General features: G+C 50.8%; 16 protein-coding genes. 9 read left to right on the top strand and 7 right to left on the bottom strand.

Annotated features, from left to right (window positions below; genetic code table 11):
* Positions 1-213 precede the first annotated feature (213 nt).
* The 4 genes from H4O21_RS22365 to H4O21_RS22350 all read left to right on the top strand — a co-directional run bounded on the left by H4O21_RS22365 (position 214) and on the right by H4O21_RS22350 (position 2872).
* Complete coding sequence (locus tag H4O21_RS22365; protein WP_220495807.1) at positions 214-765, top strand: gamma carbonic anhydrase family protein; 552 nt, start codon at positions 214-216, stop codon at positions 763-765.
* A gap of 235 nt (positions 766-1000) precedes the next feature.
* Positions 1001-1447, top strand: a complete 447-nt coding sequence (locus tag H4O21_RS22360; RefSeq protein ID WP_182811443.1) for a Spy/CpxP family protein refolding chaperone — start codon at positions 1001-1003, stop codon at positions 1445-1447.
* A 230-nt stretch (positions 1448-1677) separates the two neighbouring features.
* Entirely contained in the window at positions 1678-2499 is an 822-nt protein-coding gene (locus H4O21_RS22355; RefSeq protein ID WP_220495806.1) for a M48 family metallopeptidase, read from the top strand.
* Between the two features lie 94 nt (positions 2500-2593).
* Positions 2594-2872: a hypothetical protein gene (locus H4O21_RS22350; protein ID WP_182811440.1), complete on the top strand. Its 279-nt coding sequence runs from the start codon at positions 2594-2596 to the stop codon at positions 2870-2872.
* Between the two features lie 123 nt (positions 2873-2995).
* On the opposite strand, the gene aroE is transcribed toward H4O21_RS22350, so the two are convergent.
* From aroE to dprA, 5 genes are all read right to left on the bottom strand, one after another.
* Positions 2996-3826 carry a shikimate dehydrogenase gene (gene aroE, locus H4O21_RS22345; RefSeq protein WP_182811437.1) on the bottom strand — a complete coding sequence of 277 codons (831 nt, stop codon included), beginning with the start codon at positions 3824-3826 and terminating at the stop codon, positions 2996-2998.
* Positions 3827-3895: 69 nt separating this feature from the next.
* Complete coding sequence (locus H4O21_RS22340) at positions 3896-4570, bottom strand: DsbA family protein (protein WP_182811434.1); 675 nt, start codon at positions 4568-4570, stop codon at positions 3896-3898.
* A gap of 159 nt (positions 4571-4729) precedes the next feature.
* The gene (gene hemF, locus H4O21_RS22335) at positions 4730-5638 is read right to left on the bottom strand and encodes an oxygen-dependent coproporphyrinogen oxidase (RefSeq protein WP_182811432.1); all 909 of its coding nucleotides are present in this window, start codon (positions 5636-5638) and stop codon (positions 4730-4732) included.
* A 147-nt stretch (positions 5639-5785) separates the two neighbouring features.
* A complete protein-coding gene (tsaC, locus tag H4O21_RS22330) occupies positions 5786-6352 on the bottom strand; it encodes an L-threonylcarbamoyladenylate synthase type 1 TsaC (RefSeq protein WP_368737582.1) in 567 nt (188 codons plus the stop codon).
* Positions 6353-6527: 175 nt separating this feature from the next.
* The gene (gene dprA / locus H4O21_RS22325) at positions 6528-7907 is read right to left on the bottom strand and encodes a DNA-processing protein DprA (RefSeq protein ID WP_182811430.1); all 1380 of its coding nucleotides are present in this window, start codon (positions 7905-7907) and stop codon (positions 6528-6530) included.
* Between the two features lie 188 nt (positions 7908-8095).
* Here dprA and def point away from each other — a divergent pair, with 188 nt between their 5' ends.
* The 5 genes from def to H4O21_RS22300 all read left to right on the top strand — a co-directional run bounded on the left by def (position 8096) and on the right by H4O21_RS22300 (position 13956).
* Positions 8096-8611, top strand: a complete 516-nt coding sequence (gene def / locus H4O21_RS22320) for a peptide deformylase (protein WP_182811427.1) — start codon at positions 8096-8098, stop codon at positions 8609-8611.
* A 66-nt stretch (positions 8612-8677) separates the two neighbouring features.
* The gene (fmt, locus tag H4O21_RS22315) at positions 8678-9634 is read left to right on the top strand and encodes a methionyl-tRNA formyltransferase (RefSeq protein WP_182811425.1); all 957 of its coding nucleotides are present in this window, start codon (positions 8678-8680) and stop codon (positions 9632-9634) included.
* Between the two features lie 20 nt (positions 9635-9654).
* Positions 9655-10959, top strand: coding sequence for a 16S rRNA (cytosine(967)-C(5))-methyltransferase RsmB (gene rsmB, locus H4O21_RS22310; RefSeq protein WP_182811422.1), 1305 nt, complete (start codon positions 9655-9657; stop codon positions 10957-10959).
* 26 nt (positions 10960-10985) lie between these two features.
* Positions 10986-12359, top strand: coding sequence for a Trk system potassium transporter TrkA (trkA, locus tag H4O21_RS22305; RefSeq protein WP_182811420.1), 1374 nt, complete (start codon positions 10986-10988; stop codon positions 12357-12359).
* Between the two features lie 148 nt (positions 12360-12507).
* A complete protein-coding gene (locus H4O21_RS22300; RefSeq protein ID WP_182811417.1) occupies positions 12508-13956 on the top strand; it encodes a TrkH family potassium uptake protein in 1449 nt (482 codons plus the stop codon).
* Positions 13957-14068: 112 nt separating this feature from the next.
* Here H4O21_RS22300 and H4O21_RS22295 read toward each other — a convergent pair whose 3' ends face one another.
* The gene (locus H4O21_RS22295; protein ID WP_182811414.1) at positions 14069-14998 is read right to left on the bottom strand and encodes a lysophospholipid acyltransferase family protein; all 930 of its coding nucleotides are present in this window, start codon (positions 14996-14998) and stop codon (positions 14069-14071) included.
* Complete coding sequence (gene waaA, locus H4O21_RS22290; RefSeq protein WP_182811411.1) at positions 14964-16277, bottom strand: lipid IV(A) 3-deoxy-D-manno-octulosonic acid transferase; 1314 nt, start codon at positions 16275-16277, stop codon at positions 14964-14966. Before waaA ends, H4O21_RS22295 begins: the two co-directional genes overlap by 35 nt.
* Positions 16278-16400 lie beyond the last annotated feature (123 nt).

Below are 16400 nucleotides of genomic sequence, written 5' to 3'. Positions count from 1 at the left end.
AAACAATCGGTATCAGCAAGTAATGCCTTAACCCTGTTATTTTGTGGGCAGCTGCCAGATATCTTTGACCGGGCAGCTGAATAGTTACAAACAAAGAAGTACGCTATGGTAACGCATACTATTGTGCAATCCGGGAGTCTCGAAATATTTTTGCTCCACTATGTATAATCGGTACTGGTTATCCGATTCATCTGAGTTATTTTTGAGGGCTTTATGTCTGATTCCAGCCTGTCCGTTCGCACCTATCAGGGCACCACACCAGAACTGGGTGAGCGTGTATTTATTGATCCTTCCGCTGTGGTACTGGGGGATGTAAAACTGGGTGATGATTGCTCAGTCTGGCCGTTAACCGTGATTCGGGGTGATATGCATAAAATACGGATCGGTGCCCGTACCAGTGTACAGGATGGTTCTGTCCTGCATATTACCCATGCCGGCCCTTTTAATCCGGACGGCTTTCCTCTGATCATTGGCGATGACGTTACGGTTGGCCATCAGGCGATGCTACACGGCTGTACTATTGGTAGCAGAGTGCTGGTGGGTATGGCCTCAATGGTAATGGATGGTGCCGTTGTCGAAGATGAGGTGATTATCGGCGCTGGCAGCCTGGTACCACCGGGTAAGACTCTGGAATCCGGTTATCTTTATGTTGGCAGACCGGTAGAGAAAAAACGTCCGCTAACCGATAAAGAGCGTAGCTTTTTTACCTATACAGCCGGTAACTACGTCAAACTGAAAGATCAGCATATCGCTGAGAACTACTGATATGCTTTTATGTTGTAGCTGCTGAACCTGAATAACAGGTTATCAGCGATACCACAGCACCTATCTGCTTTGTTCTTTTACCGGCTGAGCAACAGAAAAAGAACAGCCGACACTCCCAGAGCAGTACTGAATCACTCAGCCCTGCTCTTTACACAGCCTTTACGCCCTGCTGACACACACTTTGCACTGTACTCCCTATACTGGTCTCATCAAATAAACAGCAGGAGCACGCACCATGAACCTGAAAAAATCACTGTTAGCTTCAACTCTGGCCGCCATACTGATGAGCACACCTTTTCTGGCTTCAGCTGCAGGATCAGATTGCCATCAGAACCGCCACATGTCGATGCAGAAAGCAGGCTTTGCTCATCCCGGTGGATTGATGGACCGGGATATGTTTAAAGCGCTGGATCTTAGCCGCAGTCAGCATAAAGAAATTCGCAGCATCATCGAAAAACACCGTAAAGGATTTGCTGATCAGCGTGAAGAGATGAGTGACCACAAAGCAGAATTTATGCTGGCACTGCTGGATGGTGCCGATGAAACGACGCTGAACAGTATGATGTCGGAAAAAGTCCAGCTGATACAGAACCGTATGCAGCAGGGTATCCCGATGATGCAGGAGATTATGACCGTGCTGACCGATGAACAGAAAGACAAACTCCGTCAGCGTCTGCAATAACAGGCAGATTTACCAGATCAACTGATCAGCCTCTTATTCAGGCCTGAGTAATCACCATCCGATCCTTCCCCAGGTATTTAACAGATACCGGGGCTTTTTTATCTGTCCTTTTGAGAATATCCTGCCCCTGTTAATCGGTTTCAATAAATAAGACCAGAGAACAGGCTGAACTTTTCGCACTGATTGCGGATAATAGCAATAAAACCCTTTCAGTATGCAGGTGCAGAACAATGCAGATCAGTAAGAATAACACATGGATTAAAATCTCTATGCTGGTGGGATTATCCAGCCTGGTGCTGGCAGGCTGTAGCACATCTCCCACTGGCCGTAGCCAGCTGAAACTTTTCCCGAGCACACAGATCAATCAGATGGGTATTCAGTCTTTCGCTCAGATGAAAGAAGATACCCCGGCCAGTAAAAGCGGGGAAACAAACGGTTACGTGAACTGCGTGGCACAGAAGGTCATTGCGCAGGTTCCGGCCAAATACGGTATCTCCAACTGGGAGGTGGTGGTTTTTGATTCGGAACAGGTTAATGCTTTTGCACTGCCTGGCGGCAAAGTAGGCGTTTATACCGGTCTGCTGGAAGTAGCTGAAAATCAGCACCAGCTGGCAGCAGTCATTGGTCATGAACTGGCCCATGTACTGGCTGAGCATGGTAACGAAAGAGTATCAACGGCTTTTGCCACTCAGACAGCGATGGCAGCAGCCTATCAGCTCAGTGGCGACGTAAAACACAAACAGGAGATTTTTGCTCTGCTGGGTGTCGGCGCTCAGGTCGGTATCTCTCTGCCTTTTGGCCGTATTCAGGAAAGTGAAGCGGATGCGATGGGACTGGATCTGATGGCTAAAGCGGGATTCGATCCGAAAGAATCGGTAACCCTCTGGCAGAATATGGGGAAAAAAGCAGGTGGTAAAGCTCAGCCAGAATTCCTGTCTACTCACCCATCGAACAAACGCCGTATTAATGACCTGAACAAACGCATGGCTAAAGTGATGCCTTATTTTGAACAGGCCAGAGCCGAGGGACGCAGCCCTCAGTGTAAAGCCTGATCCGTTTTACTCTTTGCTCAGTAAGATATAACAGGCTGTCCCGGCCTGTTATATCTGTTAACCGGGTTTTAGCTTTCCACAGGATATATACGGTTTGAACTTTTCCATTCGCAACCCCTGGGTCATCGCAGGCTTATTACTGATGACAGTACCTTCCATCATTATGATGTCCGCTTACTGGTCTGAACTGATGGATGCACAGGCCTGTATTACGGCGGATCAGGGCTTCGATTACCGGACAGGTGAGTGTATTCAGGGCAATACGATCTTTGTGGCTTTCTCAGAACGCCATCCGTTACTGGTCAACTCCGGTATCCTGCTATCTATGGCCGGACTGATAGCCTGTCTGGTAGGGCTGTATCGCAGAAAATAGTCTTTTCTGCACCAGCTTCATCTTCACATAGCAAAAGCCGCTGTTCTGACTTCTCTGCCAATTAAAGAGGATCGTCAGAAACAGCCGCTTTATACTGAATACTGAAAGTGAAAGATACCGCACTCAGCCCTGATTCAGCTGTTCCCGGAGTGATGCCATAACCGCTTTCGTATCCGGTAGAACCCCACGCCAGATACGAAATGACTCTGCAGCCTGCTCGACCAGCATCCCAAGCCCATCAATGGCTTTATCAGCACCATGATCCAGCGCCCACTGATTAAATACCGTAATCTCTTTGCCATACATCATGTCATAGCAGGCTGCTTTTTCTGCCAGCAGGTCCTCCGGTAGCGGCGGTAACTCACCGGCCAGGCTGGCAGCAGTACCATTGATTATCACATCAAATGCCTGTCCGTTCAGATCGGTAAAACCACAACCGCTGATATTACCCAGGTCAGCAAACAGTTCAGCCAGCAGTTCTGCTTTACTGACGGTACGGTTAGCGATCACCAGTTGCTGTGGAGCATGGGCCAGTATCGGTTCAATCACACCCCGTACTGCACCACCGGCGCCCAGAATCAGCACACGCTTACCCTGCAGGCTGACCAACTGATTTTCAGTCAGATCCCGAACTAAACCGACACCATCTGTAGTATCACCATGCACCACACCCTGTTCATCCTGCCACAAAGTATTCACAGCACCAGCCCGCTGAGCCCGTTCGGTCAGTTGTTGTGCCAGCTCAAAGGCATCCTGCTTAAAAGGCACTGTGATATTAGCCCCTTTGCCCTGATCACTCAGAAACTGATGAAAACTACCGGCAAAATCATCCACCGGTGCCAGTAAGGCGTCATAACTCAGATTCTGGGCTGTCTGAGCAGCAAAAGCAGTGTGAATCTGCGGGGATTTACTGTGAGCAATAGGGTTACCAAAAACGGCATAACGGTCTGTCATAGGGTGTCCTTTCAGGCGTATTAGCGGTGTCTTGCAGATAACATCTTGTTGATTAATAAGAGAAAATGATCAGTCACCAGGCTGTTCAGTCACTTCAGCCACAACAGCAGCCAGTTCAGCAACCAGCGCTTCCGGGCGGTCGTAATACATTTCATGCCCCAGTTTCTGATAACGGCCCCGATACTTAATCGCCAGAGTTGGAAAACCTTGCCCCTCTGCGGCAGTAAGCATGTTGCGCCCCTGCATAAAGAGCGCTTCTGTTTCTTTATCCCAACAGGCCGGTGTTTCCAGCAGGTATTTCAAATTGGATGTATCTTCCAACAGGCCTTCTGCGGCTCCCAGCAGAATGTCAGCTTCAGTCAGGGTACAGCCATCGCGAAAGTGATGATTCTGCAAGCGCTGAATATAATCCAGTGTGTGTTCCATGTTTCCCTGCAGAATCAGTTCGCGAATAGCGATACTGGAAGGCCGGGAGTCCAGAGCACTATCCGGTGTCTGAATTAAGGCTTTAAATCCGGCACCAATGGTCTGCCCGGTCAGTTGTTCGATACGATGGCTGGCAGTCAGAATATGGTCCCGGAATCTGGGCCCCAGCACCCGGCTTTCAGGCATCAACCCGCCGAGATATACCTGCCACTGCAGTTTGTCACCATATTCTGCTCGTAACTGGTCAATAATGGGTGAGGCGGCATAACACCAGCCACATACGGGATCCATGATATAGGCAATCTGCAAACGAGCCATAATTTACTCCGATGGTTGTCCGGAACAGATGATTGTTGTTATTCAACAGAAACCGAACAACAACCCTTTACGGTACCTGCCGTCTGGTAAAGACACTCCACAGGCACCGCCATCTATTCCGGCAATAAGAATAAGATAGAAAAACAGGTCAGAGGATGATTACACCCAGTCACGATGTGGCAGGAACGTCTCATACAGTTCCGCTTCCGGAGTCCCCGACTCAGGTTCATAGCCATAATCCCAGTGTACTTCTGGAGGCAGAGACATCAGAATCGATTCTGTACGGCCACCGGATTGCAGACCAAACAGGGTCCCCCGGTCAAACACCAGATTAAATTCCACATAGCGTCCCCGGCGATAGCACTGGAATTTACGCTCCCGCTCACCAAACGGTGTCGCTTTACGGCGAGCAACAATCGGGCGATAAGCTTCCAGATAACTATCACCTACAGCACGGGTAAACTCGAAACACTGCTCAAAGCCACCCTCATTCAGATCGTCAAAAAACAGACCACCGACACCACGGGCTTCATCTCTGTGCTTCAGGAAGAAGTACTCATCGCACCATTTTTTATAACGTGGGTAGACATCCTCACCAAAAGGATCGCAGGCTTTCTTTGCGGTTTGATGCCATTCAACACAATCCTGTTCAAAACCGTAGTAAGGGGTCAGATCGTAACCACCACCAAACCACCAGACGGGTTCCTCTCCCTCTTTTTCAGCCACGAAGATACGTACATTCATATGAGAGGTTGGTACATAGGGGTTTTTCGGATGCATAACCAGAGAAACGCCTGCGGCCTGAAAACTACGCCCTGCAAGTTCAGGGCGTACAGCCGATGCACTGGGCGGTAGCTGACCACCAAAGACATGGGAGAAGTTCACCCCTCCTTTTTCGAACACACCACCATTGGTAATCAGGCGGGTGCGGCCACCACCGCCTTGTTCCCTTTGCCAGTTATCCTCCATAAAGCCGACCTGACCATCTTCATCGGTCAGTCCTTCACAGATACGATCCTGAAGACCCATCAGATAACGTTTAACGGCATCAAAATCGACCGCACTCATAGCACTCTCCTGTCCGCTTCCGTCTTTGTCTGACTGATACGATTCGGGCAGATATCGCTCATAACAGGCAGATAAAAACGCAGTAAATTGGGCTTATTTTAATGGGGCCCCATACTAGAAGCTATTGCACAGGATCACAATGCCACCTTACGGACGCAGGGTTTCTCCGGTCAGCAGATTACGTATCGTACTGGGATTGTCAGCCCCACCCAGCTCTCCGGGCAGAATAAAGTCCAGCTGCTCACCAAAATAATCTGTAACCTGTTGCGCAGACATTGCCGGAGCCTCACCGGCCAGATTAGCGGAAGTGGAAACAATGGCACCACCAAACGCCTGACACAACGCCTGTACCAACGGGTGTGCCGTAACCCGGACTGCGACCAGAGGGTGCTGGCCTTTAACCAGAGAATGAACCCGACCTGATGGCGGCACCAGCCAGGTATTGGGGCCTGGCCAGGTTTCATCCAGACGCCCCTGCTGTTCCGGGGTAATCTCTGTCATCAGAGGCAGTACCTGATCCGTACTGGCCGCAATCAGAATGACCCCTTTATTGGGATCACGGGCTTTCAGTGCCATCAGCTTTTCCAGCGCCTGCGTATTGGCAGGATCACACCCCACCCCCCAGACCGCTTCGGTCGGATAGGCAATGACACCACCCTGTTGCAAGGTATGTACTGCCTGTTCCATGGCCTGAAGATGGTATTGTGTTGTCACAGAAAAATCCCCACAGATGAAAGAATGCGTCGCACCAGTCTCTTACTATAATCGGAAGGCCAGAATGATAAAAACCCTGATGATATCCACATGAATCCATCCAGATTACAGAAATACACCGGGGTATAGGAACACACAGCACAGAAAAAGTTTCTGCCCTGTTCTGGCTCTGACATTAGCCCCGGTTTAACTGATAGAGTCCTTCTTTCTGCACCAGGACGCCCTGTAACTCCAGCATCAGCAATTGCGTCTGTATTTCTGTAGCAGACAACTCTGTCGCCATCACAAGAGCATCCACATGACCGGCTCCGTTTCTGATCGCTGCAATCAGAGGCTGATATTGCTCAGCAATCTCAGGGAAAGGCTCAGATTCAGCATGAGGCTGTGCAGGAGACTCAGTGCCGGAAGTTCCTGAAGCTATAATCGGGTTCGGCTTATCAGCAGTTTTTTCTTCACCATCAGCTGCAGGCACCACAGGTGTTGTACTGGTAGCCGTCGACGGGAACAGACAGGCCTGTTCAGGGCGGTACATGGCATTGAGCGTACCGGATTCAGGATCACAGGCCATTTTAAACCAGTGCTGCAGCTCAGCATGAATGTCTTCGACATTCTCTGTCAGCTTAGCACCCTGTTTAATCAGCTGATGGCAACCTTTGTTCTGCGGCTGATGAATTGAACCCGGAATAGCAAACACCTCTCTGTCCTGCTCTGCCGCCAGCCGGGCACTGATCAGGGAACCACTTTTTAACGCAGCTTCCACCACCAGAACACCGACACTTAAGCCACTGACAATGCGGTTACGTTTCGGAAAATTAGGCCCTCTGGGAGGTGTCCCAAGAGGATACTCGCTGACCAGCACACCCTGCTGCCAGATCTGTTCAAACAGCCCCTTATTACGCGCCGGATAAACCCGGTCGATACCGGTACCCAGTACAGCAACCGTAGCACCACCGACCTGCAAGGCTCCCTGATGTGCAGAAGCATCAATACCATCTGCCAGCCCACTGGTAATCGTCCAGCCCAGTTCCGCTAACGCCTGCGCAAACTGGCGAGCATCGTTAAAACCGCTGGCAGTAGGTTTTCGGGAGCCGACAATTGCCAGCTGTGGCAGATGTAATAATTCTGCATTGCCTGCCAGAAACAACACCGCAGGCGGGTCCGGGATCTGCTGCAACAACCAGGGATAAGCTTCCTGTCCCAGACAGATTAACCGGTGTTTATCATGCTGAAGCCAGTGCAGTATCTGATCCCGTTCTGGCCAGTGGACTGTAAACGGCGCCTCCAGGCGTTTAAGGCATTCTGTCAGCCCTTTCTGCGCCTTGATCAGGTAAGGCAGGGTTCGTATCACTTCCAGCCAGAATGTCTCATCCGTCACAGAGCAACCGGTTTGCTGCTGAATCTGTTCGGTGAAACTTTTCAGGCGCACGCTGCCAAAGCCATGAACCTGACTCAGCGCCAGCATTCTCAGGGCCTGCATCGTTTCGATATTTTCTGATGAAGAAACAGATAAAGAGGTATCTGCCGTCATTTGCGGCAGGACAGGGGCATCAGACATATCCATGTATCCTTTCTCAGATCTCTGAAAATGCGGTCAAAACCGCAGAGAAAGCCGGTATCCGTGGCTTTCTGGTAACAAAGAGCGTTGCTACAGTGGAACCAGCCACCTACAATACCAGTCAAATTGATCAGAACACAGTATTCTGACTACAAAATCTCAGCTAATTTTCACGTGAAAGGCTCATCATGGCACTGTATCAGATCCTTGAATTTCCTGATGCCCGTCTGCGGACGGTCGCGAAACCTGTTGAAGAAGTGAACGATGATGTTCGTCATATCATCGATAACATGTTTGAAACCATGTATCACGCGAAAGGAATTGGTCTGGCTGCTACTCAGGTAAATATCCACCAGCGTATTATTGTGATGGATGTATCTGAAGATAAGGACCAGCCCTATGTACTGATCAATCCGCAATACACACCGATTGATAGTGATACTGAAATGATGCAGGAAGGCTGTTTGTCAGTGCCGGAATACTATGCCGACGTAAAACGCCATCTGCGAGTAAACCTGAAAGCACTGGATCGTGACGGCAACCCTTATGAAATGGAAGCCGATGGACTGCTGGCCCACTGCATTCAGCATGAAGTTGATCATCTGGATGGCAAACTGTTTGTCGATTATCTGTCAACCATGAAACGTAACCGTGTACGTAAGCTTATGGAAAAACGCCAGCGTGAACTGGTTCGCCAGGCCTGATCTGTATTCATTCCCTGTTTTTTATCAGGCCAGCCTACGCTGGCCTGATCTCGTTATGGAGATCCCATGTCCACTCAGCCTTTACGCATTATTTTTGCCGGTACACCCGACTTCGCTGCTCGCTCTCTGGAAGCACTACTGGAGACTCCGCATGAAGTTATCGCAGTATACACGCAGCCGGACCGCCCGGCTGGCCGAGGCCGGAAACTGACTCCCAGCGCTGTTAAATCCCTGGCCCTGACTCAGGATATTCCTGTGTATCAGCCTCTGACCCTGAGAGATGAAGAGGCGCAGCAAACATTGGCAGCTCTGAATGCGGACCTGATGGTCGTGGTGGCCTATGGCCTGATTCTGCCTCAGGTGGTACTGGATACTCCTCGCCTGGGTTGTATTAATGTGCATGGCTCTCTGTTACCTCGCTGGCGGGGCGCAGCACCGATTCAGCGTGCTATTCATATGGGTGATAAAGAAACCGGTGTCACCATTATGCAGATGGAAGCCGGGCTGGATACCGGCCCTATGCTGCTGAAAACCTATCTGCCAATTGAAGATACCGATACCGCCCAGAGCCTGCATGACAAACTGGCCTTACAGGGTGGCGACGCACTGAAAGACGCCGTTGATGGTCTGGCTGCCGGTACCCTGACTGCCGAAGTCCAGGATGACAACCTGGCCAATTACGCTGAAAAACTGAGTAAAGCTGAAGGTGAGCTGGACTGGTCAAAGCCTGCGATTGAGCTGGATCGAACCGTACGGGCATTCAATCCCTGGCCCGTGGCCTGGACACTGCTGGATGGCGAAACCCTGCGTATCTGGCAGGCCCAGGCAGAACAAACCGGGCATGATCAGACACCTGGAACTGTGCTCAGCGCCGATAAAACCGGTCTGGTGATCGCCTGTGGTGAAGGTGTACTGCGCATTAACACACTGCAGATTCCGGGCAAAAAAGCGATGGCAATTACCGATATTCTGAACTCAGGTAAACAACTGTTTACCGCCGGTGAAACCCGTCTGGGCGAATAAACAGGAGCATCAATCAGATTATGGCACGTCCCAATGTTCGGGTAGCCGCTGTTCGCGCGCTACTGCCTGTGGTTAATCAGAAAGAATCTCTGTCCGCCAGCCTGCCTGCTCAGCTGGAGCAGGTGGCAGAAAAAGACCGGGGATTGCTGCAGGAACTCTGTTTTGGCACCCTGCGCTGGCTGAGCCGTCTGGAAGGCCTGCGCAATCAGCTACTGGAAAAACCCTTTAAGTCCAAAGACAGAGATGTGGATCTGCTGCTGCTGCTGGGACTGTATCAGCTGATTTATACCCGTATTCCGGCCCATGCCGCAATTAACGAAACCGTATCCGGTGCCCAGCTGCTGGAAAAAAGCTGGGCAAAGGGTGTACTGAATGGCTGTCTGCGTCGCTTCCAGAGGGAAGAAACCGCTCTGACAGAACACCTGCAACGCTCTGATGCCGCTCGCCTGGCCCATCCGAACTGGATTCTGAAACAACTACAGGAAGACTGGCCGGAACACTGGAATGCTGTGGTGGATGCCAATAATCAGCACCCACCTATGATTCTCCGGGTTAATCGCAGTCAGAGCAGCCGGGACGATTATCTGGCATTACTGCAGGATCAGGGCCTGGATGCCTTTGCCTGCGATTATGCCCCGGACGGAATCCGGTTGAGTAAAGCGACGGATGTCACCCGTTTACCCGGTTTTGAGCAAGGTATGGTCAGTGTGCAGGATGAAGCTGCTCAGTTATCCGCTGATCTTCTGCAGCTGCAACCCGGACAAAGGGTACTGGATGCCTGTGCGGCACCCGGCGGTAAAACTGCTCATATGCTGGAGCGGGAACCCTCTCTCTCCGTCGTCGCCGTGGACAGTGAAGCCAACCGACTGCAACGCGTGGAAGAGAATTTTCAACGCCTGGGGTTATCGGCTGAACTGCACTGCTCCGATATTACCCAACTGGACAACTGGTGGGATGGACAGCTGTTCGATCGGATTCTGCTGGACGCTCCCTGCTCAGCCACCGGAGTCATTCGTCGTCACCCGGATATTAAGTGGCTGCGTCGTAAAACCGATATTGCGGCCTTAGCTGAACTACAGCAATCAATGCTGCAGTTGCTCTGGAAAACACTTAAACCCGGCGGCATCATGGTTTATGCTACCTGCTCCGTTTTAGCCATAGAAAACACAAGGAATATTCAGCAGTTTGTGACTAAATCTGACGCCAGTCTGATTGGTCCGGTCAACGCTGAATTCGGAATCGAAACCGGCTCAGGTCAGCAGCTGTTTCCTCAGCCTGATGGCCATGATGGTTTCTTTTACGCCGTACTGCAGAAGCCAGACTAACTGATGCAACGGACTGAGACTCAACCATGAAAATTATTATTCTGGGTGCCGGACAGGTTGGCGGCACCCTGGCCGAGAACCTCGCCATTGAGGAAAACGACATTACCGTCGTCGATACCAATGGTGCCAGGCTCAGAGAACTACAGAACCGGTTTGATATCCGTACGGTTCAGGGTAAAGGCTCTTACCCTAATGTCCTGAGACAGGCTGGCGGCGAAGATTGCGATATGCTGATTGCCGTTACCAACAGCGATGAAGTAAACATGATCGCCTGTCAGATCGCTTTCACTATGTTCCGCACCCCTACCAAAATTGCCCGTGTCCGCTCCAACGCCTACTCTGGCCGAAAAGGTTTATTTGGCACAGAAGCCATTCCGATTGATGTTCTGATCAGTCCGGAACAGGTGGTGACCAATCATGTGAAGCGCCTGATCGAATACCCGGGAGCTCTGCAGGTGATGGACTTTGCCGGTGGTGTGGCTCAGCTGGTCGCCGTACGCGCCTATTATGGCGGTCCCCTGGTAGGACAGGAGCTGGGTTATCTGCGCCAGCATATGCCTAATGTCGATACCCGGGTTGCTGCCATCTATCGCCGTAACCGTCCGATTATCCCTCAGGGTAATACTGTGATTGAGGCCGATGATGAAGTCTTCTTTATCGCCGCCCGTCACAATATCAAAGCAGTGATGAGTGAACTGCGTAAAGTGGATCACCAGTACAAACGCATCATGATTGCCGGAGGAGGCAATATTGGTGAGCGTCTGGCGGAAGCACTTGAGCATGAGTACCAGGTCAAGATAATCGAATATGGCCTGCCCCGTTGTCAGGAACTGTCTGAAAAACTGGGGCGCACTATTGTCCTGCATGGCAGTGCAACCAATAAAGACCTGCTGGTGGAAGAAAATATCGACGAAGTGGATATTTTCTGTGCACTGACCAATGACGATGAAGTAAACATCATGTCGTCCATGCTGGCGAAACGTCTTGGGGCCAGCAAGGTACTGACTCTGATAAATAATGCCGCTTACGTGGATCTGGTTCAGGGAGGTGAGATTGATATCGCCGTATCCCCACAGATGGCGACTATCGGTAGCCTGCTGACTCATGTACGTCGTGGCGACATTGTCAATGTTCACTCTCTACGCCGCGGGGCTGCTGAAGCCATTGAAGCCATCGCACACGGCGATCAGCGCAGCTCTAAAGTTGTGGGTAAAGCGATCGAGGAGATCGACCTGCCAGACGGCACGACTATCGGCGCCATTGTACGCAGCGGAGAAGTCATTATTGCCCATGATGATGTCGTTGTTGAGCAGGATGACCATGTCATTCTGTTTATGGTCGACAAGCGCAAGATCCGGGAAGTTGAACGCCTGTTCCAGGTGGGTCTGGCATTTTTCTGATGGGATTAAGCACCTGAACAACAGTGTATCTGTTTAACACCGCCGTATTCTCCGGTAGAGCTATGCAGAATATCAACACACTTTTGTTCAGGTATATATTCTGGTCATCTTTAATCGATTGATCCACAAAACAGGTTAATCAGCCTCTATGAATATCGTAATTACGATGCGTATTCTGGGCATTCTGCTGATGCTGTTCAGCTTCACTATGATGCCTTCTATTCTGTTGTCAGCGCTGTATAAAGATGGTGCCCATGTCGCTTTTATTACCGGCATGGCCATTACCTTCTTCACCGGCTTCTTTACCTGGTTACCGGTGCGCCGGGTCCGGAAAGAACTGCGTACCCGTGATGGCTTTCTGGTGGTCGTACTGTTCTGGACCGTACTGGGTCTGTTCGGTGCTATTCCTATGTATCTGGCTGAGCACCCCGGACTGAGCTTTACCGATGCCGCATTCGAATCAATCTCTGGCCTCAGCACTACAGGAGCAACCGTGATTACAGGACTGGATCTGCTGCCAGAGTCTCTGTTGTTCTATCGCCAGCTACTGCAGTGGTTGGGGGGGATGGGTATCATCGTACTGGCCGTTGCGATTCTGCCGATGCTAGGTATCGGTGGGATGCAGCTGTACCGGGCCGAAACTCCAGGACCTGTCAAAGATAACAAACTGACACCGCGTATCACTGAGACCGCCAAAGCGCTCTGGTATATCTATCTGAGCCTGACCATTCTGTGTGCCGGAGCTTACTGGCTGGCCGGTATGAGCCTGTTCGACGCCGTCAGTCACAGCTTTGCCACGGTTGCCATTGGTGGCTTTTCAACCCATGATGCCAGTATCGGTTACTTCGACAGTCCGTTAATTGAAGGCATCTGTGTTTTCTTTATGCTGATCTCAGCGGTCAATTACTCCCTGCACTTTATTGCCTGGCGAGAGCGTTCCTTTGCCCATTATGCCAGCGATCCTGAATTCCGTTTTTTCTTCTTCCTGTTGCTGGTTATTTCAGCCAGTGCCGGTGGCGTACTCTGGCTGACAGAGACCTATGACCCTATGGCCTCTTTGCGTTACGGCATCTTTGAAGTGGTTTCTGTAGCCACGACCACAGGCTTTGGCGTAGCCGATTTTTCTCAGTGGCCCAGTGTGCTGCCCTTCACTTTATTTCTGGCTGCCTTTGTCGGGGGCTGTGCCGGTTCTACCGGTGGTGGTATGAAGGTCATTCGTATCCTGTTGATTCTGAAACAGGGCATGCGTGAGATTAAGCGGCTGGTACACCCTAATGCGATCATTCCGGTCAAACTCGGCGGCCGCAGCGTACCAGACCGGGTGATTGAAGCCGTCTGGGGCTTTTTCTCGGTTTATCTGATGCTGTTTGTGGTCATGCTGATTGGCCTGCTGGCTACCGGGCTGGATCAGGTTACCGCCTGGTCAGCCGTTGGTTCTGCACTGAACAATCTGGGGCCGGGTCTGGGAGAAGTAGCATCCCACTACGGCAATATCCCGGATACTGCGAAATGGATTCTGATTATCGCCATGCTGCTGGGACGTCTGGAGATTTTCACCCTACTGGTGCTCTTTACTCCGACATTCTGGCGGCGCTGACCCTGATCTGATTTTTCAGGACAGTAAGTAAAACGGAAAAAGGCAGGCCCGAAGGCACTGCCTTTTTCTTTATCTGTACCGGTAACAGACACCGAAGTACCTGACCTGAACACTATTTTCGTCTGGGATATAAACCAGGCTGGCCTTCTGGCCGACGTTTAAAGCGTTTATATTCCCACTGATACTGATCCGGAGCCAGTTCAACCAGGTTTTCAACCATACGATTCACACCAGACACCGCGACCACATCATCACTGTCATACACCCGCTCATCAGCCGGGATAAAGTGAATATCAAAACCCTGTCCATCCGGCAGTCGCCTGGCAAAACCAGCCACCACACGGGCTCCGGTTTTGCTGATCAGCCGTGTCACCAGTTTCGGGGAAAATGCTTCAACCCCCATAAAAGGCGCAAACACACCGCCGGAAGGATCATCCGGTTCCTGGTCAGGAAGATTACCTACCAGCTCACCTTTCTGCAGCTGCTTAAGCAGCTTAGCCACACCTTTCATACTGGCTGGTACCATCAGCATGCCGGAGCGACTACGACCATCAGTAATGATCTTATCCAGTGCGTCAATTTTGGGCACAGCATACATGGCCGTCATCTCATAGTGATGACTCAGAAACAGACCAAATACCTCCCAGTTGCCCAGATGAGGCCCCAGGATAATCACTCCGTGGCCTTCAGCCTTAGCCGCTTCCAGATACTCCTGACCATGCACCTGACGCACAGATGCGATCAGCTGATCAAAGGGAATCATCCAGCTCCAGCCCAGCTCCAGTCCCATGTTTGCGGTCTGTAAAGTACTGGCTCTGACTTTCTGTTCCCGGGCATCATCTGACAATTGAGGATAACACAGAGCAAGATTGGTTCGGGTCACCTGGATATTACGCCCATTCATCCAATACAGCACTTGTCCTAACCATCGCCCCCAACGATGTAAACGGGGTAATGGCTGCTTACTGCAAAATGACAGAAAAGGCACCAGTAACCGGTTAACGGCCTTACTCTTCAACTGTTTGCGCTTGTTCTGACTCATTTTTCCTCTGTTCTGCCGCTATCAGGCTGGTACGGATCAGCTGGAATTGCCGCTCCAGTGCCCCTCGATTTTTCTCAACAACGGACAGGGCTTTCTGTCCCATCTCTTCTCTGCGTTCATCATTACTCAACAGGTCTGTTATCTGCTGAGACAAATCACCACTGTCATCACACCGGATCAGAGCCTCCTGCTCATCAAACAGATCTGCTACATCCTGGAAGTTGAACAGGTAACCACCGGATAATACCGGTTTACTCAGACAGGCAGGTTCCAGAAGATTGTGCCCTCCGACAGGCTTCAGGCTACCCGCCACAAAAGCAACATCAGACATCGCATACATCAGCATCAGCTCGCCCATGGTATCAGCCAGCAATACACTGTGTTCATCAGTAAAGTCGTTATCAGAAGAGCGGCGGGTAAACGCGACCTCTTCCCGCTCCAGCAGTTCAGCCACACTGTCAAAGCGCTGAGGGTGTCGAGGTACCAGAATCAGCACAGCATCCGGATAGCGCTCCCTGACCAGATCATGAGCAGCAAGAATGCGCTCGTCCTCTCCCGGATGAGTACTGCCTGCAACCCAGACAGGACGTTCAGCAAACATCTGCTCCCGCAATGCACTGGCTTTATCTTCCAGCCCAATCGCCGGAACAACATCAAACTTAATGGTTCCAGTGACTATCACTTTTTCTGCCGGAGCACCAAGTTCAACAAAGCTGTGAGCATCTTTATCTGACTTGGCCGCAATTGCAGTAACCTCCTTCAGTACCTCAGCAATCACAGGCCCCATACGATGCTGATAATGATGCATGGATTTTTCCGACAAGCGGCCATTGGCAATAATAAAAGGGATCTCCCGTTTATGGCAGCCATGAATCAGATTAGGCCAGAGCTCAGTTTCCATAAACACCGCAACTTCCGGTTTAACATTATCCAGAAAACGGGAAGCGACCCAGGGCAGATCCAGAGGCAGCAGTAGATGAGTCCCCTGTCCCTTCAGCGCCTTTCTGGCCTGACGGGCACCGGTTGCGGTCATCGTTGTCACCAGCAACAGATGATTTTCATATTCACGCTGAAGTTTATGAATCAGTGGTGTGGCTGCGATCACCTCACCAACAGAAGCGGCATGAAGCCAGATGACAGGTTTAATAGGCAGCGCCGGGGTATAGCCCAGTCGCTCTGAAAATTTATTCTGCTCGGTGCCTTCTTTGCTGATTTTCCATAGTAAAACAGGAGAAATCAGCGTCAGTAACGCACTATACAGACCTCGGGTCAGCTTCATTACAGATTCCGTTATCCAGGTGAATTTTCAATCTTAAATTACTTCAGTTATCCGCTATATATACCTGAAAAAGTATTCTGATACCCTACAGCCGAAGTCTGTACTGCAGGATACGATAACTTT

It is taken from the genome of Oceanospirillum sediminis (assembly GCF_014164585.1).
Lineage (GTDB): Bacteria > Pseudomonadota > Gammaproteobacteria > Pseudomonadales > Halomonadaceae > Oceanospirillum > Oceanospirillum sediminis.
Note: the sequence above shows the minus strand (reverse complement) of the source record. Positions and strands in the feature narration are given on the sequence as shown.

What these genes read in the sequence shown, in the direction of transcription:
- H4O21_RS22365 (WP_220495807.1), top strand. Translation starts at nt 214, where the DNA reads ATGTCTGATTCCAGCCTGTCCGTTCGCACCTATCAGGGCACCACACCA.
- H4O21_RS22360 (WP_182811443.1), top strand. Translation starts at nt 1,001, where the DNA reads ATGAACCTGAAAAAATCACTGTTAGCTTCAACTCTGGCCGCCATACTG.
- H4O21_RS22355 (WP_220495806.1), top strand. Translation starts at nt 1,678, where the DNA reads ATGCAGATCAGTAAGAATAACACATGGATTAAAATCTCTATGCTGGTG.
- aroE (WP_182811437.1), bottom strand. Translation starts at nt 3,826, where the DNA reads ATGACAGACCGTTATGCCGTTTTTGGTAACCCTATTGCTCACAGTAAA.
- H4O21_RS22340 (WP_182811434.1), bottom strand. Translation starts at nt 4,570, where the DNA reads ATGGCTCGTTTGCAGATTGCCTATATCATGGATCCCGTATGTGGCTGG.
- hemF (WP_182811432.1), bottom strand. Translation starts at nt 5,638, where the DNA reads ATGAGTGCGGTCGATTTTGATGCCGTTAAACGTTATCTGATGGGTCTT.
- dprA (WP_182811430.1), bottom strand. Translation starts at nt 7,907, where the DNA reads ATGTCTGATGCCCCTGTCCTGCCGCAAATGACGGCAGATACCTCTTTA.
- def (WP_182811427.1), top strand. Translation starts at nt 8,096, where the DNA reads ATGGCACTGTATCAGATCCTTGAATTTCCTGATGCCCGTCTGCGGACG.
- fmt (WP_182811425.1), top strand. Translation starts at nt 8,678, where the DNA reads ATGTCCACTCAGCCTTTACGCATTATTTTTGCCGGTACACCCGACTTC.
- rsmB (WP_182811422.1), top strand. Translation starts at nt 9,655, where the DNA reads ATGGCACGTCCCAATGTTCGGGTAGCCGCTGTTCGCGCGCTACTGCCT.
- trkA (WP_182811420.1), top strand. Translation starts at nt 10,986, where the DNA reads ATGAAAATTATTATTCTGGGTGCCGGACAGGTTGGCGGCACCCTGGCC.
- H4O21_RS22300 (WP_182811417.1), top strand. Translation starts at nt 12,508, where the DNA reads ATGAATATCGTAATTACGATGCGTATTCTGGGCATTCTGCTGATGCTG.
- H4O21_RS22295 (WP_182811414.1), bottom strand. Translation starts at nt 14,998, where the DNA reads ATGAGTCAGAACAAGCGCAAACAGTTGAAGAGTAAGGCCGTTAACCGG.
- waaA (WP_182811411.1), bottom strand. Translation starts at nt 16,277, where the DNA reads ATGAAGCTGACCCGAGGTCTGTATAGTGCGTTACTGACGCTGATTTCT.